This is a genomic window from Novosphingobium endophyticum, assembly GCF_014640675.1.
Classification (GTDB): Bacteria; Pseudomonadota; Alphaproteobacteria; order Sphingomonadales; family Sphingomonadaceae; genus Novosphingobium; species Novosphingobium endophyticum.
The window spans coordinates 69,488-89,965 of record NZ_BMHK01000002.1 but is presented as its reverse complement, the minus strand read 5'-3'; the positions used below and the strand labels follow the sequence as shown (position 1 = coordinate 89,965).

General features: G+C 64.4%; 25 protein-coding genes and 1 pseudogene. 15 read left to right on the top strand and 11 right to left on the bottom strand.

Annotated features, from left to right (window positions below):
* Window positions 1-7 precede the first annotated feature (7 nt).
* From IEX32_RS01900 to IEX32_RS01885, 5 genes are all read right to left on the bottom strand, one after another.
* Window positions 8-1,102: an aspartate/ornithine carbamoyltransferase family protein gene (locus tag IEX32_RS01900; protein ID WP_229735788.1), complete on the bottom strand. Its 1,095-nt coding sequence runs from the start codon at window positions 1,100-1,102 to the stop codon at window positions 8-10.
* Window positions 1,099-1,221 (bottom strand): hypothetical protein, encoded by a 123-nt coding sequence (locus tag IEX32_RS20890; protein WP_268236699.1) that lies wholly within the window; start codon window positions 1,219-1,221, stop codon window positions 1,099-1,101. The genes IEX32_RS01900 and IEX32_RS20890 overlap by 4 nt, the downstream gene beginning before the upstream one ends.
* A complete protein-coding gene (locus IEX32_RS01895; RefSeq protein ID WP_188767768.1) occupies window positions 1,222-2,643 on the bottom strand; it encodes a sodium:solute symporter family transporter in 1,422 nt (473 codons plus the stop codon).
* Window positions 2,636-3,010 (bottom strand): hypothetical protein, encoded by a 375-nt coding sequence (locus IEX32_RS01890; RefSeq protein WP_229735786.1) that lies wholly within the window; start codon window positions 3,008-3,010, stop codon window positions 2,636-2,638. Before IEX32_RS01890 ends, IEX32_RS01895 begins: the two co-directional genes overlap by 8 nt.
* Before the next feature lie 312 nt (window positions 3,011-3,322).
* Window positions 3,323-3,640, bottom strand: coding sequence for a hypothetical protein (locus IEX32_RS01885; protein ID WP_188767766.1), 318 nt, complete (start codon window positions 3,638-3,640; stop codon window positions 3,323-3,325).
* Window positions 3,641-3,958: 318 nt separating this feature from the next.
* On the opposite strand from IEX32_RS01885, the gene IEX32_RS01880 reads away from it, so the two are divergent.
* From IEX32_RS01880 to IEX32_RS01870, 3 genes are all read left to right on the top strand, one after another.
* Window positions 3,959-4,096: a hypothetical protein gene (locus tag IEX32_RS01880; RefSeq protein WP_188767764.1), complete on the top strand. Its 138-nt coding sequence runs from the start codon at window positions 3,959-3,961 to the stop codon at window positions 4,094-4,096.
* A gap of 199 nt (window positions 4,097-4,295) precedes the next feature.
* Window positions 4,296-4,634, top strand: a complete 339-nt coding sequence (locus tag IEX32_RS01875; protein WP_188767762.1) for a P-II family nitrogen regulator — start codon at window positions 4,296-4,298, stop codon at window positions 4,632-4,634.
* Between the two features lie 17 nt (window positions 4,635-4,651).
* The gene (locus IEX32_RS01870) at window positions 4,652-5,974 is read left to right on the top strand and encodes an ammonium transporter (protein WP_188767760.1); all 1,323 of its coding nucleotides are present in this window, start codon (window positions 4,652-4,654) and stop codon (window positions 5,972-5,974) included.
* A gap of 162 nt (window positions 5,975-6,136) precedes the next feature.
* Here IEX32_RS01870 and IEX32_RS01865 read toward each other — a convergent pair whose 3' ends face one another.
* Window positions 6,137-6,565 (bottom strand): protein tyrosine phosphatase family protein, encoded by a 429-nt coding sequence (locus tag IEX32_RS01865; protein WP_188768155.1) that lies wholly within the window; start codon window positions 6,563-6,565, stop codon window positions 6,137-6,139.
* 301 nt (window positions 6,566-6,866) lie between these two features.
* On the opposite strand from IEX32_RS01865, the gene IEX32_RS20975 reads away from it, so the two are divergent.
* From IEX32_RS20975 to queC, 6 genes are all read left to right on the top strand, one after another.
* The gene (locus IEX32_RS20975) at window positions 6,867-7,616 is read left to right on the top strand and encodes a cold-shock protein (protein ID WP_188767758.1); all 750 of its coding nucleotides are present in this window, start codon (window positions 6,867-6,869) and stop codon (window positions 7,614-7,616) included.
* A 143-nt stretch (window positions 7,617-7,759) separates the two neighbouring features.
* On the top strand, window positions 7,760-8,950 hold the full coding sequence (locus IEX32_RS01855; protein ID WP_188767756.1) for an aspartate aminotransferase family protein: 1,191 nt from the start codon (window positions 7,760-7,762) through the stop codon (window positions 8,948-8,950).
* A complete protein-coding gene (argF, locus tag IEX32_RS01850; protein WP_188767754.1) occupies window positions 8,950-9,876 on the top strand; it encodes an ornithine carbamoyltransferase in 927 nt (308 codons plus the stop codon). The genes IEX32_RS01855 and argF overlap by 1 nt, the downstream gene beginning before the upstream one ends.
* On the top strand, window positions 9,873-10,784 hold the full coding sequence (gene hslO / locus IEX32_RS01845; protein WP_188767752.1) for an Hsp33 family molecular chaperone HslO: 912 nt from the start codon (window positions 9,873-9,875) through the stop codon (window positions 10,782-10,784). Before argF ends, hslO begins: the two co-directional genes overlap by 4 nt.
* A 111-nt stretch (window positions 10,785-10,895) precedes the next feature.
* On the top strand, window positions 10,896-11,300 hold the full coding sequence (locus tag IEX32_RS01840; protein ID WP_188767750.1) for a hypothetical protein: 405 nt from the start codon (window positions 10,896-10,898) through the stop codon (window positions 11,298-11,300).
* 39 nt (window positions 11,301-11,339) lie between these two features.
* The gene (queC, locus tag IEX32_RS01835) at window positions 11,340-12,035 is read left to right on the top strand and encodes a 7-cyano-7-deazaguanine synthase QueC (protein WP_188767748.1); all 696 of its coding nucleotides are present in this window, start codon (window positions 11,340-11,342) and stop codon (window positions 12,033-12,035) included.
* 214 nt (window positions 12,036-12,249) lie between these two features.
* On the opposite strand, the gene IEX32_RS01830 is transcribed toward queC, so the two are convergent.
* The 4 genes and pseudogenes from IEX32_RS01830 to IEX32_RS01815 all read right to left on the bottom strand — a co-directional run bounded on the left by IEX32_RS01830 (window position 12,250) and on the right by IEX32_RS01815 (window position 14,800).
* The gene (locus tag IEX32_RS01830; protein WP_188767739.1) at window positions 12,250-13,269 is read right to left on the bottom strand and encodes an OmpA family protein; all 1,020 of its coding nucleotides are present in this window, start codon (window positions 13,267-13,269) and stop codon (window positions 12,250-12,252) included.
* Window positions 13,270-13,460: 191 nt separating this feature from the next.
* The gene (locus IEX32_RS01825; protein ID WP_229735826.1) at window positions 13,461-13,787 is read right to left on the bottom strand and encodes a DUF2793 domain-containing protein; all 327 of its coding nucleotides are present in this window, start codon (window positions 13,785-13,787) and stop codon (window positions 13,461-13,463) included.
* Between the two features lie 73 nt (window positions 13,788-13,860).
* Window positions 13,861-14,322: pseudogene (locus tag IEX32_RS01820) on the bottom strand (terminase large subunit domain-containing protein); the annotation flags it as partial.
* A complete protein-coding gene (locus IEX32_RS01815; RefSeq protein WP_188767737.1) occupies window positions 14,315-14,800 on the bottom strand; it encodes a hypothetical protein in 486 nt (161 codons plus the stop codon). The gene IEX32_RS01815 and the pseudogene IEX32_RS01820, both read right to left, overlap by 8 nt.
* A gap of 194 nt (window positions 14,801-14,994) precedes the next feature.
* Here IEX32_RS01815 and IEX32_RS01810 point away from each other — a divergent pair, with 194 nt between their 5' ends.
* The 6 genes from IEX32_RS01810 to IEX32_RS01785 all read left to right on the top strand — a co-directional run bounded on the left by IEX32_RS01810 (window position 14,995) and on the right by IEX32_RS01785 (window position 19,153).
* The gene (locus tag IEX32_RS01810) at window positions 14,995-15,633 is read left to right on the top strand and encodes a YqaA family protein (protein ID WP_188767735.1); all 639 of its coding nucleotides are present in this window, start codon (window positions 14,995-14,997) and stop codon (window positions 15,631-15,633) included.
* A 66-nt stretch (window positions 15,634-15,699) separates the two neighbouring features.
* Window positions 15,700-16,659, top strand: a complete 960-nt coding sequence (locus tag IEX32_RS01805) for a TauD/TfdA dioxygenase family protein (RefSeq protein ID WP_188767733.1) — start codon at window positions 15,700-15,702, stop codon at window positions 16,657-16,659.
* Window positions 16,660-16,694: 35 nt separating this feature from the next.
* Window positions 16,695-17,561 (top strand): alpha/beta fold hydrolase, encoded by an 867-nt coding sequence (locus IEX32_RS01800; protein ID WP_188767731.1) that lies wholly within the window; start codon window positions 16,695-16,697, stop codon window positions 17,559-17,561.
* 4 nt (window positions 17,562-17,565) lie between these two features.
* The gene (locus IEX32_RS01795) at window positions 17,566-18,108 is read left to right on the top strand and encodes a nuclear transport factor 2 family protein (RefSeq protein WP_188767729.1); all 543 of its coding nucleotides are present in this window, start codon (window positions 17,566-17,568) and stop codon (window positions 18,106-18,108) included.
* A 122-nt stretch (window positions 18,109-18,230) separates the two neighbouring features.
* Complete coding sequence (locus tag IEX32_RS01790; RefSeq protein ID WP_188767727.1) at window positions 18,231-18,518, top strand: usg protein; 288 nt, start codon at window positions 18,231-18,233, stop codon at window positions 18,516-18,518.
* Between the two features lie 77 nt (window positions 18,519-18,595).
* A complete protein-coding gene (locus tag IEX32_RS01785) occupies window positions 18,596-19,153 on the top strand; it encodes an NADPH-dependent FMN reductase (protein ID WP_188767723.1) in 558 nt (185 codons plus the stop codon).
* A 50-nt stretch (window positions 19,154-19,203) separates the two neighbouring features.
* Here the strand turns inward: IEX32_RS01785 and spt are convergent, their stop codons facing one another.
* Window positions 19,204-20,439: a serine palmitoyltransferase gene (gene spt / locus IEX32_RS01780; RefSeq protein ID WP_188767721.1), complete on the bottom strand. Its 1,236-nt coding sequence runs from the start codon at window positions 20,437-20,439 to the stop codon at window positions 19,204-19,206.
* Window positions 20,440-20,478 lie beyond the last annotated feature (39 nt).

The following is a 20,478-nucleotide window of genomic DNA, read 5'->3' as shown; positions in this document are numbered from 1 at the left end:
CAGATAATCAGATAAGCAGGTCATCGGGCACGGTTCCCCGCACCCGGCCGAAAATGGCAAGCAGCAGCGCCTGCCGCACCCAGACCGCACCGTCGGCCTGGTTGAAATAGAGGTTGTGAGGCGTGTCATCGAGATCGGCGGCCAGTTCCGGCCCGCGCGCCAGCGGATGGAGGATGACGGTGTCGGCCTTCAGCCTGCTCGCGGCGCTGAGCTGGAAATCCTCGCTGTAAAAGCGGTAGCCGTCCCCCAGGAAGGCAATGGCGTTCATGTAGATCACGTCGAGGTATTCGAGGTTCCCCTGAAGGTCGCGGCTGAAATTGATCCCGATCGGGCTGTTGTCGCACAGCTCGCGCAAGTCGTCGCCCAGCGGGTCCGCCATTTCGGAGAAGATGGTGATGTGGTTGATGTTCTCGTGAAACAGCAGCGCCAGCGTGAGGAAGCTCTTGACCGTGCGCATGTTCCCCGGCGTGCCGATGATGCCGATGTTCAGGCGGAACCGTTCCGGGATCGCGCCGAAGGCGATCTCGGGCCGCCACTTGAGCAACGCGTACCAGTCCGCGAGGGCCTGCGTGGGGTGCTCGTCCGAACCGTTGCCGCCGTTGATCAGCGGAATGCGCAGGTATTCCGACATCTCGGCGATGGCCGATTGCTCGGTATGGCGCACGACGACCAGGTCGGCGTAGGAATTGAACATCTGCCCGATGTCGCGCAGGCTTTCGCCCTTGGCGACGCCAGTGGTCTTGGCATCGGCGACGCTGATCGTCTTGCCGCCCACGCTCAGCATTGCGCTTTCGAAGGAAAGGCGCGTGCGGGTGCTTGGCTCGAAGAAGGCGGCGGCCATGATCTTGTCTTCCAGCGCCTTGCTCACCGGACAGCGGCGGAGCTGGAGATGGGCCGCGAGCTTGGCGAGTTCGCCGAGCAGGTCCTTGTCGAACTGCGCGGCGGAGAGCACCGAGCAGTTGTGCAGCCGGTCGAGCACGTCAAGGCGCAGCCGGGGTTCCTGCCGCAGCAGCCCCTGGGGATCGGGACAGGTGCCGATCCGGCCCGACTTGCGTTCCGGGTCGGCGATATGGGCCACCTGCGAGGCCGGGATATTGTTCACCAGCTTTCTCCACGAAGGATGTCCTTCAGCAGCAGGCCGCCGAGGCCGAGGGCGGAGAGCGCGCACCAGATCAGCGCGCCGTGGACGAGCAAGCTCAGGAATCCGGATGAAAACGTCATTCAAGCCTCCTTGAGGCGGTTCCAGTCGAAACGTTCCTTGGAAAGCGAGGCTGCACCCAGCACCCAAGCCATGGAAACGGCGGTGCCGATCGTGCTGGCGACGAACCAGCCAATCTGGAAATAGGCGATCAGCCCCGCGCCTGCGCCCAGCAGCATGCCCCCGACGGCGCCGGTGCTGCTCGCGCGCCGCCAGTAGAGGCCGGTGACGATCGGCCAGATCATCGACCCGACCAGTGGCCCCGCGAAGAACAGCACTGACGCCAGCGTGCCGATGCGGGGGACGCACACAGCCCATGTGCCGAGGCCCAGCGCCAGCGTGATCCACTGCGCCATGCTCTTGAGCCGTTCCGGCGTGGCGGCGGGCTGGATCAGCCGGCGATAGACATCCTCGGTGATGAGGTCGCTGGTCGCGGCCAGCAGGCTGTCGATGCTGGAGGCGAGCGAACAGAAGACGACAATGAAGATCGCGATCGCACCCAGATCGCCCAGCACGTTGGCGATCACCAGCGGGCCGACCATGTCGGGACTCGGCACGCCCACGCCCAGCACGCCGCTGGCCAGCGCGATGAAGCCGGCCGCGACCGGGATCGGCAGCCACACCAGCCCGCCGATCAGGAAGGCCTTTGTCCCCACGCCCTCCCGGAAGGCGAAGGCGCGGCTCCACCAGACGTTGTTGTGGAACACTTCGCCAAGGCCGAACAGCAGGTTGTTGAAGATCGCCATCAGCGCGGCGGGGAACAGCACGTCGATAAGCGCCGGCTTGTTGGCGGCAAGGTCCGCGTGGATCTGCTCGACCGAGACGTTCCGCAGCACCGCAAAGCCGACCACTACGATGCCGATGAGGATGATCAGGCTCTGGATGAAGTCGGTCCCGATCACGGCGGCCAGCCCGCCGCGCATGGTGTAGATGACGCAGACGGCAAGGATAACCGTCATGCCCCAGACGTAATCGATCCCCGCCAGCGCCTCCAGCAGGATGCCGCCCGCCATCGCCATGCTGACCAGCCAGGTCAGCGAATAGAACAGCGTGAAGACCAGGAAGATGCCCCAGGCCGTGCGGCCATAGCGCAGGCGGAAGAAATCGCCCGAAGTATAGCCGTGCGGCATGAGCTGCCGGATGCGCCCGGCCAGCGGAGCGAAGAGGATCAGGCCGAAGGCGGCCATGGAATAGGCCAGCATGCCCCACACGCCCAGCTGCAGCGCGAACTGCGGGGCGAGCATGGTGGTGTTGGACGTGATCCAGGTTGCCGCCGCCGTTGCCGAGGCGAGCGCGAGGCCGACGTTGCGCCCGGCCAGCGCATGATCCTCGAAGTTCCTGTTGCGCTTTCCCCAATAGATGCCGAGCCCGATCCACAGCGCGCTGAACAGTGCGAGCAGGATCCAGCCGATGGTCGGTTCAAGCAGGACCTTGTCCTCAGTCATCGCGCGCCCCCCGCAGGATCGTGGCGACGACGGCCAGCGTGATGACGAGGCCGATGGCGGTCAGCCACAAGGCCTGCGCGAGCGACTGGTGGGTGACGGAAAGCCGGAGCGGCGCCGATGCTTCGCCGCTTTCGTTCTCCAGCCGAAGGTAATAGTCGCCGTCGGCAAGGCCGGAGAGGAAGTAGGAGCGCTCATCCCCGCGATAGAGCGGGCGGGCGTCAGACAGGTCCGGCTCGTGTGCGATCGACAGGACAACCGGCTCTTCCGCTTGCCAGGACAGCACGGCATGGCCGGTAGTGCTGGAGATTGCGCCGCTCTCGGAGAAAACCGGCGATTGCGCGTTGGCGGGAGCGAGCCCGGCGGTCAATGCCGCCAGTCCCAGCGCCAGGCCCGTGATAGAGCGCGCAGGAGCGGGGCTTCGCCACTTCCGGAAGACAGGAAAGCCGGGACGTTCAGGGGCCTTGCCGGGCCTCGGTGCGATGTTCTCGCTCGGGAAAAAGATTGTGCCTTGACCGTCCTGCCGGCCCGCCGCCGGTGCGCATGGTGTTTCGGGGGAACGCTCCGGTTATCAAACGCAATGATCGTTGTGAACCGGCAAAGCCACGTTTTCGACCGCGTGCGAACTCCCGGCAAGGGTGCTGTCATGCTTGTCGCGCGCTGCTATGACAACGGCGTCTCCCTATCGATGGTCGCGCCTGGCCATCGGACGCAACCGGACCGCGAGGCTGAGCACGAATGGCCAGAACAATGTGTTGGCGATGTCCAGGTACGTGTCGGTCGGCCGCCAGCCATAGGCCATGTAGTCGAGGATCTCATTGGCCGCCTCTGCCAAAACCACGAACGCGAAAGGGATGAATGTGCCGAGCGAGCGTCCGCTGACGAGGCGCGCCAGCAGCAGGACCGCCATCCCGGCGTGGATGTGGAGAATCGAATCGGGAAGTCCCGTCCCGTCGCCGACCCAGACAATGAGGGAATGATAGAATTTGGGAAAGCTCATGCGCTCTTCCAGATACCGATTTCGTGGAGGTGGCAAGAACATTTGCCGCGGAAAGTCATGCTCTCCTAAGGCGTTCGGCGGAATGGTAAATGCGGCGTTGTCCGAACCCGGAAATCACTGCGATACTTTCTCGAAGATACGTCGCTGTGACGGAGGCGAGGGTTTGTCCGATCTCATTGTGCGACGAATCGACAGGCGCGAGCGACGGCAGTTTGGAACAGGCGGCATTTGTCTGCTAATACGATAGGTGTTCGGCGATGTGACTTTGCTCCGGATCATCATGGGGTCAGTCACGTTTCGCGAAAAAATTTGGTACTTATGGAAACACGCATTCTCATTGCTATCGCCCTGATTGCCGTGGTGGCGATCACCGGCATTGTCGGGGGAACGGTCGCACTGCGCCGTCGACGCCGCGAGCGTCTCCGCCGCCGTGGCATCAAGACCTACGGGCACTGAAACCCCTCGCCCCGGAAGCAATCAGTCATTTCGACTGCCTAAAAAATAGGCACGTGCACAGGATTCGAGCGCCTCGTCGTTGAGCGAGCTCGGTACGTCGTGCGAGTCTGCCCGGAATCTTGCCGATTGGTAAATTGGCACGTCGCTTGCTTTACCTATCCCTGGCCGGCGCTGGGCCGGCGGCTAACAGGGGATAGGCATGAAGTTCATCATAGCCATCATCAAGCCCTTCAAGCTCGACGAGGTTCGGGAAGCACTGGGCGCGATCGGTGTCGCCGGCATGACCGTGTCCGAGGTGAAGGGGTTTGGGCGCCAGAAGGGCCAGACGGAAATTTACCGTGGGGCCGAGTATTCGACCAACATGTTGCCGAAGGTGAAGATCGAGGTCGCCGCGACCGACGATCTGGCGCCGAAGATCGTTGAGACGATCCAGCAGGTCGCCAGCACCGAGGCCATCGGCGACGGCAAGGTCTTTGTTCTCGACCTTGCTTCGGCCGTGCGCATCCGCACGGGCGAATCCGGCGACACGGCGCTTTGATTGGGAGGGAAACCACTATGATCCGCAAGATTCTCTGCGGTGCCGGCGCCTTGAGCGCGTCGATGCTTGCCGCCATGCCCGCCTGGGCCCAGGATGTCGCCGAAGCGGCGGCCCCGGTGCCCAACCCCGGCAACAATGCCTGGATGATGACCGCGACCATTCTGGTCCTGCTCATGATCCTCCCGGGCCTCGCCCTGTTCTATGGCGGTCTGACCCGCTCCAAGAACATGCTTTCGACGATGACCCAGATCGGCGCCGCAGCGGCGCTGGCGATGCTCATCTGGGTGATCTACGGCTATTCGACCGCGTTCGGCCCGGAAGGCAATGCCTTCTTCAGCTGGGGCAACCTGTTCCTCGCGAACACCACGCCCGACAGCACCGCTGCCACCTTCTCCGATGAAGTCATCAGCGAATATGTCTTCATCTCCTTCCAGATGACCTTCGCCGCGATCACCGCTGCCCTCGTTCTGGGCGCCACGGTGGAGCGCATGAAGTTCTCGGCCGTGATGGTGTTCACTGCGGTCTGGCTCACGATTGTCTACTTCCCGATCGCGCACATGGTGTGGGCGGGCGGCGGCCTTCTCTTCGAGATGGGCGCGCTGGACTTCGCTGGCGGTACCGTCGTTCACATCAACGCCGGCGTTTCGGCGCTCGTGGCAGCTCTGATTCTCGGCAAGCGCAAGGGCTATCCGGCCGAGCCGATGCCGCCGCACTCGCTGACGCTGACCATGGTCGGCACCGGCCTGCTGTGGGTGGGCTGGTTCGGCTTCAACGCCGGTTCCGAGCTCGAGGCTGACGGCACCGCCGGCCTTGCCATGATCAACACGTTCGTCGCGACTGCCTCGGCAGGCCTGTTCTGGATGCTCGCAGAGCGTTTCTCGGGCCACAAGGGATCGGCCCTGGGCTTCTGCTCGGGCATCATCGCCGGTCTCGTCGCCGTCACCCCGGCCGCCGGCAACTCCGGTCCGTTCGGTGCGATCGTGCTGGGCGCCGTCGCTTCGCTCGTCTGCTTCTACTGCGTTTCGAAGCTCAAGCCGGCTCTCGGATATGACGACTCGCTCGATGCATTTGGCATCCACGGCATTGGCGGCATCGTCGGCGCCATCGGCACCGGCATCGTTTACCAGCCGGTCTTCGGTGGGCCTGGCGACGGTTCGACCGCGATGGGCGCTCAGGTCTGGATCCAGATCCAGGCGGTTCTCGTCTCGATCGCCTGGGCCGCCGTGGGCACCGTGATCGCGATCTTCATCGCCAAGCTGATCACCGGCCTGCGCGTCACTCCCGAAGTCGAGCAGGAAGGCCTCGACATCGGCGAGCACGGCGAGCGCGCCTACAACTAAGTCTCAAGAGTTTGGCGGCGGCGGGTACTTTTCCTCTCCTCCCACCCGTCGTCGCCAACCGATGTTCCTCCTGCGAACACAAACTCAAAGGGCCGGAGCTTTACGCTCCGGCCCATTTTTCTTTTTGATCTTGAGCTATGCGGCGGAAGTATGGACGTCGGTTCAGCTTCTGGCCGCGAGCATGTCGATCAACTGGCGAATCGGGGAGACGTCGTAACCGGCGGCGGCGGCTTTCGAGGCGATGACGGCGGGATTGTCACCAGCCTTGGCCCGGGCCAGCGCCCACAGCAGCGTCGAGCGCGTTCCCGAACGGCAATAGGCGAGCACGGGACCGCCGGCCGTGTCGAGCGCATCGCGCATCGCATCGACCTGCGCCTCGCTGAAGCCGGCGTGAGTCACCGGGATTGCGACATAGCCGATGCCGGCCGCTTTCGCCGCCGCCTCGATTTCTTCGCCCGGGGTCTGGTCATCGCCTTCGCCCTCGGGCCGATTGTTGATTATCCGCACGATTCCGAGGTCTTTGGCGGCTGCAATGGCGTCGGTGCCGATCTGCGGGCTGGCGTAAACGGAGTCGGTGATCTGGCGGAACATGGTCTGGATTCTCCGGTCTGGAAGGGCTTCGCGCATGTCGTGCTGCTTTCTGCTCGGTGTCGTCAAGAGACCGGTTTCAAGCAACTGACAAGCCTGTACGCCGGCCGTACTGTGGCATTCCGGCAATGTCTGGCGCAAAAGGGACGTATTTCTGTTCGCCATGGCGCCGAGACTCGTGTATGACGCATGGTCGCAGGCAGGGGCTGAGGTGCAACTTGGTCACTCTGACTGACGCTCGGCGCGGCTCGTCCACGCGTTAGGGTGAATGCTTGAGGGGCGCATCGAAGGTACGTTCGTAAACATGGGTTTTGACAGAGGTCGTCGCGGAAGGGGACGCGACAAGCGGGATCGGTTCGGAGGAGAGGACGATTTCGATCCGTTCTTCGCCGGACAGGATCGTTTCGGTGGCGGTGGCGACCGATTTGGTGGCGGTGGTGACCGTTTCGGCGGCGGCAGTGGCGGCGGCGATAGTCGCGGCGGCTTCGGCGGTGGTCCGCGGGCCGGCGGTGGCGGCTTCGGCGGCGGCCCGCGCGGCGGCGGCGGTGGCGGTGGCGGAATGCCCGCCCAGGTCGTTGGCCAGGGTCGCGGTACCGTCAAGTTCTTCAACGCAGCCAAGGGGTTCGGCTTCATCCAGCGCGATGAGGGCGGCGATGATGTGTTCGTGCACATCAGCGCGGTCGAGCGTGCGGGCCTGGAAGGCCTCGCCGAAGGTCAGCAGCTGGAATTCCAGCTCGTCGATCGCGGCGGCAAGGTTTCGGCCAGCGACCTCGCGGTCATTGGAGACGTGATCCCCGTGGCCAAGCGCGAAGTCGCGCCCCAGCGCGAGCTGACCGGCGAAAGAGCGACGGGCACGGTGAAGTTCTTCAATTCGATGAAGGGCTTCGGCTTCATCACGCGTGATGATGGTCAGCCCGATGCCTTCGTGCATATTTCCGCGGTGGAACGTTCGGGCATGTCGGCCCTGAACGAAGGCGACCGTGTGGAGTTCGACATTGAGGTCGATCGACGAGGCAAGTACTCGGCGGTCAACCTGACGCCGCTTCAGGGTTGAGCCAGCCTGCACCCGCCCCGGTGGTTTGACCGGGGCGCTGCAACTGCATAAAAGCGCGCAAATGGCGGTCCGCATAGGGCCGCCATTTGTCGTTTGCGTTTCGCGACTTCGTCTCACTGATTCGTTTTTCGAGGATAATCCAGATGTCGATCACCCCGCTGATGCCCGTGTACCCCCGGTGCGGCGTGCGGCCCGTTCGCGGCGAGCACTGCCATCTCATCAGTGAGGACGGCCGCCGATTTCTCGACTTCGCCAGCGGTATCGGCGTCAATGCCCTGGGCCATTCACATCCCGGCCTGATCGGTGCGATCCAGAAGCAGGCCGAGACGCTGATGCACGTCTCGAACCTCTACGGTAGCCCGCAGGGAGAGGCGATTGCCCGGCGGCTCGTCGATCTGACTTTCGCGGATACCGTCTTCTTCACCAATTCGGGGGCCGAAGCGGTGGAATGCGCGATCAAGACGGCGCGTGCCTATCACCAGTCTGCCGGCAATGAGCACAAGTACGAGCTGATCACCTTCAACAACGCCTTCCACGGCAGGACCCTGGCAACGATCAGCGCATCGAGCCAGGAGAAGATGCACAAGGGCTTCCTGCCGCTGCTGCCCGGCTTCAGGTACGTCGATTTCAACGATCTGGAGGCGGCGAAGGCAGCGATCGGGCCGAACACCGCCGGCTTCCTCGTCGAACCGATCCAGGGCGAGGGCGGCATCCGCATCGCGACGGACGCATTCCTGCAAGGGCTGCGCGCGCTCTGCGACGAACATGAACTGATGCTGGTGCTCGACGAAGTGCAAAGCGGCGTTGGCCGTGCGGGCACATTCTATGCTTACGAGCAGTACGGCGTGGAGCCCGACATCATGGCGACCGCCAAGGGCATCGGCGGCGGCTTCCCGGTCGGCGCCTGTCTCGCCACCGAGAAGGCGGCGCGCGGCATGGTCGCCGGTTCGCACGGCTCGACCTACGGCGGCAATCCTTTCGCCATGGCGGCGGTCGGCGCGGTGCTGGACGTCATTCCCGACGAGGCCTTCCTGGCCGACGTGCGCGCCAAGGGCGAACGGATCAAGGCCAGGCTGGAACAGTTCATCGGCAACTATCCCGACCTCTTCGAGCTGGTGCGCGGGCGCGGCCTGTTCATCGGCCTCAAGATGAAGGTCGAGCCCCGGCCCTTCGTCGCGCACATGCGCGACAATCACCAGTTGCTCACCGTTTCGGCCGGAGACAATGTCGTGCGGATCGTCCCGCCGCTGGTGATCGACGACAGCCACATCGACGAATTCATGGAGAAGCTGTCCGCCGCGGCGGCGAGCTATCAACCCGAGGAGGTGGTTTGATGACCCGGCACTTCCTGAGCCTGACCGACGCCGGCGGCGACATGATCGCCGCCATGCTCAACGACGCGATCGACCGCAAGGCGGCGCGCAAGGCATGGCCCAAGGCACAAGTCGACGCGGATGCGCCGCTGGCCGGCCACGTCCTGGCGATGATCTTCGAGAAGAACTCCACCCGCACGCGTGTCTCGTTCGACATGGCCATGCGCCAGCTCGGCGGCAGCGCGCTGATCATGGAAGCGGGCAGCACGCAGCTTGGCCGGGGAGAGACCGTGGCCGACACCGCGCGGGTTCTCAGCCGCATGGTCGACGCGATCATGATCCGGACCGACGATCACGCCAAGATCGAGGAACTGGCCCATTATGCCGAGGTGCCCGTCATCAACGGACTGACTGATCTGTCGCATCCCTGCCAGATCATGGCCGACCTGCTGACCGTGATCGAACGCGGGTTCGCTCTGCCCGGCCTGCAGGTCGCGTGGCTTGGAGACGGCAACAACGTCGCCAATTCGCTGATCGAGGCGGCGGGTCTGATGAAGTTCAAGGTCCGCATCGGTGGACCCGCGGGTTATGAACCCAACGCAGGGTTCATCGATCAGGCGCGCGCCGCCGGCGGCCAGGTGATCCTCACGCAGGATCCGGTCGAAGCGGCAAGAGGGGCGCACGTGATCGTGACCGATACCTGGGTCTCCATGGGACAGGCCGGCGGTGAGAAACACATTGCCGCGATGCAGCCGTTCCAGGTCAACGCGGCGCTGATGGCGCATGCCGCGCCCGATGCCATGTTCCTCCATTGCCTCCCCGCGCACCGCGAGGAGGAAGTGACCAACGAAGTCATCGACGGGCCGCACTCGGCCGTCTGGGATGAGGCGGAAAACCGTCTTCACGCGCAGAAGTCGGTACTGCTCTGGGCGCTCGGCAAGCTGTGAGCGAGGAGTACCTGATCCAGATCGAGGAAACCGGTTTTGACCGGGTCCTCGTCTTCACGGTCCCGGCCCGTCACGCACGCGGCCGGGTCGTGCGGCTCGGGCCGGTGCTGGAAACGGTGCTGTCGGCGCACGACTACCCGGACAGGATCAGGCATCTGCTGGCCGAGGCGCTCGTCCTGACCGCGCTGATGGGCTCGCTCCTCAAGGAACAGGGCGCGCAGCTGACGTTCCAGGCGCAGTCAGAGGGCGGCCCGGTGGACCTGCTGGTGTGCGATTACCGCGACGGGCAGGTGCGCGGCTATGTGCGCCACGATGAGACGCTGCTGGCGGGCATCGAAGATGGCGATGTTTCGCTCGAAGCGCTGTTCGGCAAGGGTTATCTGGCGATCACTTTCGATCTGGCGGTGACGAGGGAGCGATACCAGGGTGTCGTGCCGCTGGAAGGCGAATCCCTCGCGCAGGCGTGCGAAAGCTACTTCGCCCAGTCGGAGCAGGTTCCCACGCTGATTCGTGTCGCGGTTCGCTCCAACGGTCCCCGCTGCGTCGCGGGCGGGCTGCTGGTGCAGCATCTTCCCGAAGGTGAGGACGGCAAGGCGCGGCTTCATGCCCAGGAAGATCACCCGGACTGGACTCATGTCTCGATCATGGCGGGGAGCGTGCGGCGCGAGGAACTGGTGGATCCGGTTCTGAACCTCGAACAGCTCGTCTGGCGGCTGTTCCATGAGGAAGAGGAGGTCCGCGTGGAACCGCTGCAGCATCTGGAGCGTGGTTGCCGCTGCACGGTTGAACATTACCGGTCTGTCCTGTCCCGTTTCGCTGAAGAAGAACTGGCTGAAATGCGGGATGAAGACGGGCTTATCCCAGTCGATTGCGCCTTCTGTTCGAAGATACTTCGCATTCCCGCCTGAGCAGGTATTTGCGCGGCTCGTCTTGTCTTACGCGAGAGACTAACGATATTGTACCGGGAACAGAGTTCAATCCGGAAAACTGACGGACATTGCGGAAAGCGATACGGAACGATGAAAAGACTTGCGCTGGCAGCGCTGATCGGGGGCATCTCCACCGTCTTCACCGTGCCGGCTCACGGTGAGCGGGCCGCGCTCGCCATGCTCGACCAGCTGGACAGCGGGGCCTGGGAACTGCGCCAGATTGGTCACGCCGGCGTGTCGCGCAGCATTTGCCTCGACAATGGACGAAAGCTGATTCAGCTGGAGCACCCCGGCGCGGTGTGCAGCAGCGTCATCGTCGAGGACAAGCCGAACGAGGTCACCGTGCAGTATACCTGTCGCGGGAAAGGCTATGGCCGTACGCACATCCGGCGTGAGACCAACGCTCTCGTCCAGATCGACAGTCAGGGCATCGTTGACGGGCGCCCCTTCGCATTCGCCGCGGAAGGGCGCCGGGTCGGCGGCTGCCGTAGCTGACGATTGCCGTTTGTGAGTTTACGGCCTAACGGGGCGAACATGGAGACTGACAGTTCCAGTGACGTCCGGCAGGCCGTGGTCCTGCTGTCGGGCGGGCTCGATTCGATGGTGACCGCCGGCCTCGCCCGCGAGGCCGGGTTTGCGGTCAATGCGCTGACGATAGACTACAACCAGCGCCATCGCCGGGAGATCGACGCGGCCCGGCAGATCGCCGGCGTACTGGGCGCCACGCGCCACGTCGTACTGCCGCTCGATCTGCGGCAGTTTGGCGGTTCGGCGCTGACCGACGACATCGCCGTGCCCAAGGGCGGCGTCGGCCCGGATATACCGGTCACTTATGTACCCGCCCGCAATCTCGTGTTCCTGTCGTTGACGCTGGCCTGGGCCGAGGCTGTGGATGCCAGCGACATCTTCATCGGCGTCAACGCGCTCGACTATTCGGGCTATCCCGATTGCCGCCCCGAATTCATCGGCGCTTTCGAGGAGATCGCGTCGCTGGCGACGAAGGTCGGTTCGGAGGGCAGGGGCTTCAGGATTCACGCGCCGCTGCAGTATCTCGGCAAGGCGGATATCGCCCGCGAGGCTGACCGGCTCGGTCTCGATCCCGGCATGAGCTGGTCCTGCTATGACCCCCAGCCCGATGGCCGGGCCTGCGGCCTTTGCGACAGTTGCCGCCTGCGCAAGGCCGGTTTCGCCGATGCGGGGCTGACGGACCCGACCGCCTACGCCGCCTGAACCTGGCTTTTTGAAGTCACCCTGATCCTGTGCGCTCTTTTCGCACGACGCCTGCGGGCGTCGCGCGTCCTTGCGCGTCGCTTCCCGGGAGGGAGGATTTGTCCCGGCGTTACAAACTTGCAGGCGACACAATCGCCAAACGAAAAGGGGGCGCCAAAAGAAAAGGGGGCCGGATTTCTCCGACCCCCAAATCTTTTCACCGTTGCCGGTTCGCTTACATGCCCGAGCCCGGACCGTAAGTGATCTCGACGCGGCGGTTCTGCAGCTCGCGCACACCGTCGGCGGTGGGAACGCGCGGGTTGGCTTCACCGAACGCCTCGCTCGAGATGACGCCGTCGGGAACGCCATGGCTGGTGAGGTAGCCACGGACCGAAGCGTTACGACGCCCGGCGAGGCCGAGGTTGTATTGCACGGTACCCGAACGGTCGGTGTAGCCGGCCAGCATGATCGGCACGTTGTCGCAGTTGCCATAGGCGCTGACCGCGCTGTCGAGGATCGACGCGGCTTCCGGCGTGATGTCCGACTTATCCCAGTCGAAGAACACGATGTACGGACCCTTGTTGCAGACCACTTCCGCGGGCGGCGGCGGCGGGGGCGGCGGGGGCGGCGGAGGCGGCGGGGGCGGCGGGGGCGGCGGAGCGGGCTCCGCGCCACCGAAGTTGTACGCCAGGGTGCCCATCAGCGAGTGCGAACGCCAGCGGGTCTCGATGCTGGAGCCTGCGGCGTCGACCAGATCGACGTTGTCGACGTTCATGAAGCGGTACTTCAGGCCAACGTCCCAGTGATCGTTGACCGGTGCGCGAATGCCCGCCAGAGCCTGCCAGGCAAAGCCGCTGTCGGTGTCGTCGATGACGTCGGCGTTGACGCGGGCAACGCCCACGCCGCCGCCGACGAAGCCCTGAAGGCCATCATCGGGACCGAAATCGAGCAGGCCGTTGGCCATGAACGACAGGTTGCTGGCGTCGCCGGCAAAATCGTCGTAGTCGGCCCGGCGATAGCTGGCTTCGGTTTCCAGACGGAACGGACCGAAGTCGTAACCAATAACCGCGCCGCCATCGAAGCCATGTTCGAAGTCGATCGTGTCGACGTTGCTTTCGCCGTCGATATCGAGGTCAGCGTCTTCGACAATCATTCTGCCGAAGTCACCTTGGATATACCACGAGTTGTCGCGCGCGAGTGCGGGCGTGGCGATAGCTGTAGAAGCCAGCGCCAGTCCAATGACGAGTTTCCTCATATGTTTCCCCTACAAATAGAGATTTGGAGCCACCGAGTGCTTCGAGTGTCTAGCTCTTCAACAAACCGGGTGCAAGCGCACAATGAACGAGACTGTTGCAAGAATGTCGCGTTTTTGGGAGGTTGGATGTTTCGGCGGATCCGTTTTGTGTGATTGACGCCACATTGTTAACCCCTGTTCATCGTTGCCAGTCACGCGGAGGGCAGGAGCCCCAAGGCCTGCAGGGCCGTGATCAACTCGTTGATCGCAAGCCGAGCCTCACCGTCAACGGTCGAACCGCCGAGTGGTTCCGTCGGGAGCGAAGCTTTTCTCCAGGAACCGAAAAGCACCTGCTCCTGGCCGGTGGAGCGGTCGAGTATCCGCAAGCCGTCGCGCGGCTCCACGAAAAGCCAGTTGCCGCCCTGCCGGCAGGCCAGCGAAAGGTCACGTCCGGCCCATGCGCCGACAGCTCCGGTTGCCACCAGCCAGGTCTCCCCTTCGGCCGGCTCGGCGGGAGGGGCGGCGCTTTCTCCTTCGATAGTGCAGTGCAGCAGCGCATCGGCGCGCGCCAGGGCTTCGTTGACGAAGGCTTCCTTCTGCGCCTGTCCGGCGTGCGTGGCTGTGCTGGGGGCCGCGCAGCGAATCGGCCTCGCCCGCCGAATAGAGCAGCGCCTGCGCCCCGTTGGGCCATGTCAGCCGCCGCAGCGACGGCTCGAAAGCCGGCCGGCGCCACGGCGCGCCGATCGAAAGCAGGCCGCTTTCGCCTTCGACCATGACGGAGCGGGCTTCGGCCAGATTCGCCGCGACGAGTGCGATGCGTGCCTCGGGATTCTCCTCGGCCACCATGTTGACCCATTCGGCGCCGCTGCGCGTCTTGCCGAAACCGCGTCCCGCCACGATCAGCCAGATGCGCCAGTCGCCGGACGGCGCGATTTGGGAAGGTCGCGCCCAGATCGGCCAGGTCCAGCGCCATTCGCGCTGTTCCGACGGGGCAAGCGTGCGCACGAACCGTTCCAGTTCCTCGTCACCGGCGCCGTCCAGCCAATGCAGCGGATCCAGTTCGGGCTCATGCATGATTCGCGGCCTCCTCGCGGCGGGCGATGACCTGTTCGCGCAGTTGCGCCAGCTTGGCCTGGATGGAGGCGCGCACCGCCGCGAGGTCTTCGTTTACCCGGATCGCGCGTTCGCGCGCCACGGTGTCGCGGCGCAGGCCCAGCAGCCGTAGCGCCGCCGTGTTGTCGAACTTCATCTCCGCGTCCTTCGGCTCGCCGAAGCGCAGGCGGTGCAGCAGTTCCATTTCGAGGTGTTCGTATCCCTCGAGCAGGGCGGCGCGCCATGCGCGGGCGAACTCGGGTTCGTGGCGGCGCACCTTGTAGGGGCGGCTGGGATGAACCCCGGCGGCGGCGCTGGCCGCGGTCACGTTCGAGGTTTCCGCCAGTCCGGCCAGGAAAGTGCCGCGCCAGTGGCGATTCAACTTGTCTTCGCCCCCGGTCAGGGCGGCGCTGATTTTCGACCGGCGCTTGCCGGACGAGGCCCGCTTCGGCTCGACCACGAGATGTACCTGCTTTTTCGGATGAAGAGGCTGGCGAAAGATCGCCGCCGGGCGCCCCGGTTCCTCGCAATGTTCCTGTTATGTACCAAAATGAGGTCGCGATGTCAAGCAAAAGTAACCGTATGGGTTATGCTCTTGTCGCGGCGCAGCATCGCCTATAAGCACCCGCGCGCAACTTCCCCCCGGAGAATCCGATGCTGCGCCGCCTCTACGACTGGACCATGGCCAAGGCCGCGCATCGTCATGCCGAATGGTGGCTGGCCGCGTTCTCGTTCATCGAGGCCAGCTTCTTTCCGGTGCCGCCGCACCCGCTGCTTGGCCTGATGTGCCTGGCCGAGCCGAAGAAGGCGATCCGTTTCTCTGTGATCGCCACGCTTGCTTCGGTCGCAGGCGGGATGCTGGGTTATGCCATCGGTTATTTCGCATACGAAGCTTTCGGCGAAGCCATGCTGCGCGCGCTGGGGCTGGCCGAAAGCTTCCCGCAGGCGGCCTGCTATCTGCGCGAATTCGGGGCGGAGATCATCATCGTCAAGGGCGCGACGCCGATCCCCTTCAAGCTGCTGACGATCACGGCCGGCTTCATCGGCATGAACCTGCTCGTCTTCATCGGCGCCTCGATCATCTCTCGCTCGATCAGCTTCATGATCGTGGGCATATTGTTCCGCATGTTCGGCGCGCCGATCAAGGCGGTGATCGACAAGCACCTCGGCAAGGTTACCGCGGCCTTCGCCATTCTCGTCGTCGCGGGGTTTCTCGCCATCGCTTTGCTCGGCGGCGGCGCTGACCAGACCAGCGAGAAATGCCAGGCGCCCACGGCGGCAACGCGCGCCTGAGCGGGCTTACTATTTCCGGGCCAACATGCGATAGCCGGGGCGAGACCACTGTTCCCGGAGAGTGTGATGCGAGCCTATACCGTCAGCCCCTTGCGCGAGGACTTGCCCTTCGGCGTCCGCATCGGCGGGCTTACGCGGGAGCTGCTTGAGGGCAAGGCGCTACGCGACGAGATCGACCGGCTCTTCGTCGAGCACGGCATGATCGTGTTCGAGGATGTCGAGCAGTCCGACGAGATACAGCTTGCGCTCAGCAGCTGCTTCGGTCCGCTCAAGGAACACCCGGTCAAAGGCGTGGCGCGCGTCGACGGCGCCCGGCTTCCGGGCGTGATCGAGATCCGCAGCCGAAGGGGGCGGGGCATTGTCGAGGTCGATGGCCGTCAGCTCTCGCACTGGCTGCCCTGGCATTTCGACCATTGCTACAACGACGAACTCAACCGCGCCGGCGTGCTGCGCTCGGTCGAGCGGGTGGAGGAAGGCGGGATCACCGGCTTTCTCGACGGCAAGGCGCTTTACGATACCTTCCCCAAGGACCTGCTGGAACGGATCGAGGGCAGGGACATCGTCTATCGCCTTGAAACACAGTACGACGACCTGCGGTTCGGCCGCCCGGCGCGCTACCGGACGATCGAGCCCAAGCCGATGCCCGCCGGTTTCGAGGAGCAGGTCGCCGCGATGCCGAGGGCGATCCATCCCGCCGTCTGGACTCGTCCCACCGGTGAGAAGGTGCTCCACGTCTCCGCCTACATGGCACAGGGTATCGCCGGCGACGAGACGCCCGAGGGCTGCGCGCTGCTGGAGGACGTCTGCCAGGAGATCAACCGGCTCGCCGCAGCCTGCAGCTATCATCACAAGTGGCGGCCGACCGACATGGTGATCTGGGACAACCTGCGCATGCTCCACTGCGTTTCGGGCAACGACCCCGACCAGGAGCGGCTGATGTACCGCACCACGATCGCGGGGGACTATGGCCTCGGGCGTTGGGAGACGGCGCCGCGCGAAGCGGCGAACGTCGATGCGATGGCTTGAGCCCGGCATGAGGTGAGAAATCCGAGGGAGAGGCAATGGCAAGGATCGACGTGAATGGCCTGGCGCTCGACTACGAGCTGATCGGCGACGAAGCCGCGCCGCCCCTCGTTCTGACTCCCGGCGGCCGTTACCCGCGCGACACCGCCGGTGTGCCGGAGCTGGGCGAAAAGCTGGCCGAGGGAGGATTTCGCGTGCTGCTCTGGGACCGTCCGGGTTGCGGGGCTTCCGACATTGCCTTCACCGCTCCGTCGGAGTCGGCGATGAACTGCGAGGCGCTCGTCGGGTTGGTCGAGGCGCTGGAACTGAAGGACGTGACGCTTGTCGGCGGCTCGGCCGGTTCGCGGATCAGTTTGATGGGGGCGGCGCGCATGCCCGAAAACGTGCGCAGGATAGCGATCTGGTGGATCAGCGGCGGACCGGTCGGCCTTGCCGGTCTCGCCTGGTTTTACTGCGGGGATCAGATAGCGGCGGCTTCGAAGGGCGGCATGGAAGCGGTCGTCCAGCTTCCGAGCTGGGCCGACCAGATCGGCCGCAATCCCGGGATTCGCGACATTCTCCTGGCACAGGACCCGGACGAGTACATCGCCACCATGCAGCGTTGGGGCAAGGCCTTCGCCTATTCGGACGAATCCCCGGTGCCCGGCATGACCGAGGCCGACTTAGCGAAGCTGACCATGCCGGTCCTGACTTTCCGCAGCGGCAAGAGCGACATGGCCCATACCCGCGAGACGTCCGAATGGGTTCACCGCCTGCTGCCAAATTCGACCTTGGTAGAGCCGCCCTGGGGAGACCAGGAATGGAACTACGTCTCGACTTTCCCGGTCGATTCCACCAACCGCCGCGGCAGGTTCGAGCGCTGGCCGCTGTTGGCGCCGATGCTGCTCGACTTTCTGAGGGGCTGAACCGATGCCTGACTTCGACAGCAAGCTGGCCGAAATGGTCGACCGGCACGAGATCCATCAGGTCCTGCTGCGTTACGCGCGCGGGCTGGATCGGCTGGACAATGAACTCGTGCGCTCGTGCTACTGGGACGATGCCATCGAGGACCACGGCCATTTCGTCGGCAGGCCCGATGATTTCATCCGCTGGGCCGACGGCACGACGCTGATGTTCGAAGCGACGCAGCACGCCATCCTCAACCACGTCTGCGACCTGCAGGGGGATGAGGCCTTCTGCGAGACCTACTACCACTTCTCCGGCGTGACCGCCGAGGGTCCGAACTTCATGTCCACGGGGCGATACGTCGATCATTTCCGCAAACGCGGCGGCGAATGGCGGATCGCGGGACGGGTGACGGTGGTCGAGGGAACATACGACGTGCCCAAGGCCGCGCTCGCGCCGCATCCGGATACGGCCTACACGCCCGAAGAGCCTTGCCAGGCGACGCGCGACCGCGGCGACATAAGCTATCATCGCCCTCCGGCGCCGCGCCGGCCCGCGGAGGGATAAGGGGCGCGTCGTCCGCGTAGGGATGCTTTTCCCGCTTTCGCGCAACCACTTGACTGTAGTTGCCGTTGTGTCATTCTTTCGTTGCTGCACTGCAATAAGTAGGCAGTGCCGAAAGGAGGGCCATGGCGGTTCGGACGGTCGGATCAGACAGCGATTTCCTCAGGCAGCTCGAAGGCTACGGGCTTTCGACCATCGAGGTGCACTATTTCCTTCCGGACCATCCGGCGCTGCTCCAGCTCTTCGCGTTCCAGCAATACGACATAGCCCCGAAGTTCCCGGTCCTGCGCGATTTTCTCGATTACTGGCGGCGCGAAATCGAAGGCCCGCTCCATTCGGTCCGCGTGGCGCACAAGCACCTGATCGGCCCGCAGGAATGGCGCGCCGTCGACGGGATAATCTCCATCCACTGACGATTTGAGCCGGCCGGCCGGGGAACAGCCGCGCGCTTTGCGGGTTGCTGAAGTATTCTCGCAAGAGGGAGCTCAGCATGTCGTTCAAGATCGCCGTCCTCGTCGGCAGCCTTCGCGCCGAATCCTACAACCGGCGGCTGGCCCGGGCGTTGATTCGCCTACCCGTGGCGCAGGACCATGAATTCACTTTCGCGGACATCGCCGCACTGCCGCTCTACAACCAGGACGAGGACGACGATCAGCCGCAGGCGGCAAAGGCACTGAAGGCCCTCGTCTCGGGATCGGACGGCGTGCTCTTCGTTACCCCCGAATACAACCGTTCGATCCCCGGCGTCCTCAAGAACGCCATCGATCACGGCTCGCGGCCTTACGGGAAAAGCTGCTGGACGGGCAAGCCGGCGGGGATCATCGGCGTTTCTCCCGGCTTCTCCGGCACGGCCATGGCGCAGCAGCACTTGCGCAACGTGCTCGCCGGTCTCGACGTGCCGACCGTCGGCCTGCCCGAGGCCTTCATGCGCTGGAAGGACACGCTGATCACCCCCGATGGCGAGATTGGGGACGAGGCGGTGGAATTCCTCACGCGCTGGATGAAGGCGTTTCTCGAATTCGTGGAGGACCACAAGGCCCCGTCATAAGGGAGCTGACTCAACCGTCATCCCGGAGCAAGTCCGGGATGACGGTTGAGTCAGAGTATTCCCACGGCGTTCCCGGCGCGCGTGAACATGCCGATGATCTGCTGCACCTGTTCCGCCGAATGCTCGGCGCACAGCGAGCAGCGCAGCAGCGTCATGTTCGCGGGCGTGGCCGGCGGGCGGGCGAGATTGACGTAGAGCCCTTCCTTCAGCAGCGCTTCCCACATCGCCGCGCCGCGCTCGAGGTCGGGCATGATGACCGAGATGATCGCGCTCTGCGGGGTTTCGGTGCCGATCTGGAAACCGGCATCGCGCAGGCTCTTGTGCAGGGTGCGGGAATTTTCCCAGAGGTGCGCGCGCTTGTCGCCCGCGTGCATCAGCTTGCGGATCGAGGTGGCGGCGGTCGCCACCACGCTTGGCGGCAGGCTGGCGGTGAAGACGTAGGGGCGGCAGACGAGGCGCATGATCTCGAACTTGGGGTGGTTCGAGACGCAGAAGCCGCCGACGGTGCCGACCGACTTGGAAAATGTGCCGATCACGAAATCCACGTCGTCGAGGCAGCCCTGCTCCTCGGCGACACCGCGCCCATTGGGGCCGATGAAGCCCATCGAATGTGCTTCGTCCACAAGCACCATCGCGCCGTACCTTCTGGCGACCGCGATCATCTCCTTGAGCGGGGCGATGTCGCCCAGCATCGAGTAGACGCCCTCCAGCACGACGAGCTTGCCCGCGCCCGCCGGAATGCGGCGCAGGCGCTTTTCCATCGCCTCGATATCGTTGTGCTTGAAGGGCACGACTTCGGCGTCGCCCATCTTACACCCGTCCCAGATCGAGGCGTGGCTGTCGATGTCGAGGACGATGTAGTCGCCCTTGCCGGCGATGGTGGAAATGATGCCGAGGTTGGCCTGATAGCCGGTCGAGAACACCATGGCGTGATCCATGGCGTAAAAGTCACAGAGAGCCTGCTCAACGGCCTTGTGACCGACATAGGTCCCGTTGAGCACGCGGCTGCCGGTGGTGCCCGAGCCGAACTCGTCGAGCGCCTGCTTGCCCGCCTCGATCACGTCGGGATCGAACGTCATGCCCATATAGTTGTAGGTGCCGAGCAGGATCGTCTCGCGCCCGTTGCACATCGCCACGGTGGGCGAGATCACGCGCTCCATGACGAGGTTGAAGGGATCCTCGACGCCCGAAGCCAGCAGGTTCTCGCGCATCTGGATGAGCGGATCGAACTTGCTGAACAGGTCCGTGTGGGGCTGGGTGGCGTTGTCGCTGAGCATGTCGGTCATGGCCTGCTTCCTTGAAGCAAATTGTCTATCTCGTCATCC

Bases quoted from the DNA above. Each gene is read 5' to 3' on its own strand.
- IEX32_RS01785 (WP_188767723.1), top strand. From the start codon at position 18,596: ATGTCGTTCAAGATCGCCGTCCTCGTCGGCAGCCTTCGCGCCGAATCC.
- queC (WP_188767748.1), top strand. From the start codon at position 11,340: ATGGAGACTGACAGTTCCAGTGACGTCCGGCAGGCCGTGGTCCTGCTG.
- IEX32_RS01875 (WP_188767762.1), top strand. From the start codon at position 4,296: ATGAAGTTCATCATAGCCATCATCAAGCCCTTCAAGCTCGACGAGGTT.
- IEX32_RS01810 (WP_188767735.1), top strand. From the start codon at position 14,995: ATGCTGCGCCGCCTCTACGACTGGACCATGGCCAAGGCCGCGCATCGT.
- IEX32_RS01895 (WP_188767768.1), bottom strand. From the start codon at position 2,643: ATGACTGAGGACAAGGTCCTGCTTGAACCGACCATCGGCTGGATCCTG.
- IEX32_RS01885 (WP_188767766.1), bottom strand. From the start codon at position 3,640: ATGAGCTTTCCCAAATTCTATCATTCCCTCATTGTCTGGGTCGGCGAC.
- IEX32_RS20975 (WP_188767758.1), top strand. From the start codon at position 6,867: ATGGGTTTTGACAGAGGTCGTCGCGGAAGGGGACGCGACAAGCGGGAT.
- IEX32_RS01830 (WP_188767739.1), bottom strand. From the start codon at position 13,269: ATGAGGAAACTCGTCATTGGACTGGCGCTGGCTTCTACAGCTATCGCC.
- IEX32_RS01865 (WP_188768155.1), bottom strand. From the start codon at position 6,565: ATGTTCCGCCAGATCACCGACTCCGTTTACGCCAGCCCGCAGATCGGC.
- argF (WP_188767754.1), top strand. From the start codon at position 8,950: ATGACCCGGCACTTCCTGAGCCTGACCGACGCCGGCGGCGACATGATC.
- IEX32_RS01795 (WP_188767729.1), top strand. From the start codon at position 17,566: ATGCCTGACTTCGACAGCAAGCTGGCCGAAATGGTCGACCGGCACGAG.
- IEX32_RS01790 (WP_188767727.1), top strand. From the start codon at position 18,231: ATGGCGGTTCGGACGGTCGGATCAGACAGCGATTTCCTCAGGCAGCTC.
- IEX32_RS01870 (WP_188767760.1), top strand. From the start codon at position 4,652: ATGATCCGCAAGATTCTCTGCGGTGCCGGCGCCTTGAGCGCGTCGATG.
- spt (WP_188767721.1), bottom strand. From the start codon at position 20,439: ATGACCGACATGCTCAGCGACAACGCCACCCAGCCCCACACGGACCTG.
- IEX32_RS01800 (WP_188767731.1), top strand. From the start codon at position 16,695: ATGGCAAGGATCGACGTGAATGGCCTGGCGCTCGACTACGAGCTGATC.
- IEX32_RS01805 (WP_188767733.1), top strand. From the start codon at position 15,700: ATGCGAGCCTATACCGTCAGCCCCTTGCGCGAGGACTTGCCCTTCGGC.
- IEX32_RS20890 (WP_268236699.1), bottom strand. From the start codon at position 1,221: ATGACGTTTTCATCCGGATTCCTGAGCTTGCTCGTCCACGGCGCGCTG.
- IEX32_RS01840 (WP_188767750.1), top strand. From the start codon at position 10,896: ATGAAAAGACTTGCGCTGGCAGCGCTGATCGGGGGCATCTCCACCGTC.
- IEX32_RS01855 (WP_188767756.1), top strand. From the start codon at position 7,760: ATGTCGATCACCCCGCTGATGCCCGTGTACCCCCGGTGCGGCGTGCGG.
- IEX32_RS01880 (WP_188767764.1), top strand. From the start codon at position 3,959: ATGGAAACACGCATTCTCATTGCTATCGCCCTGATTGCCGTGGTGGCG.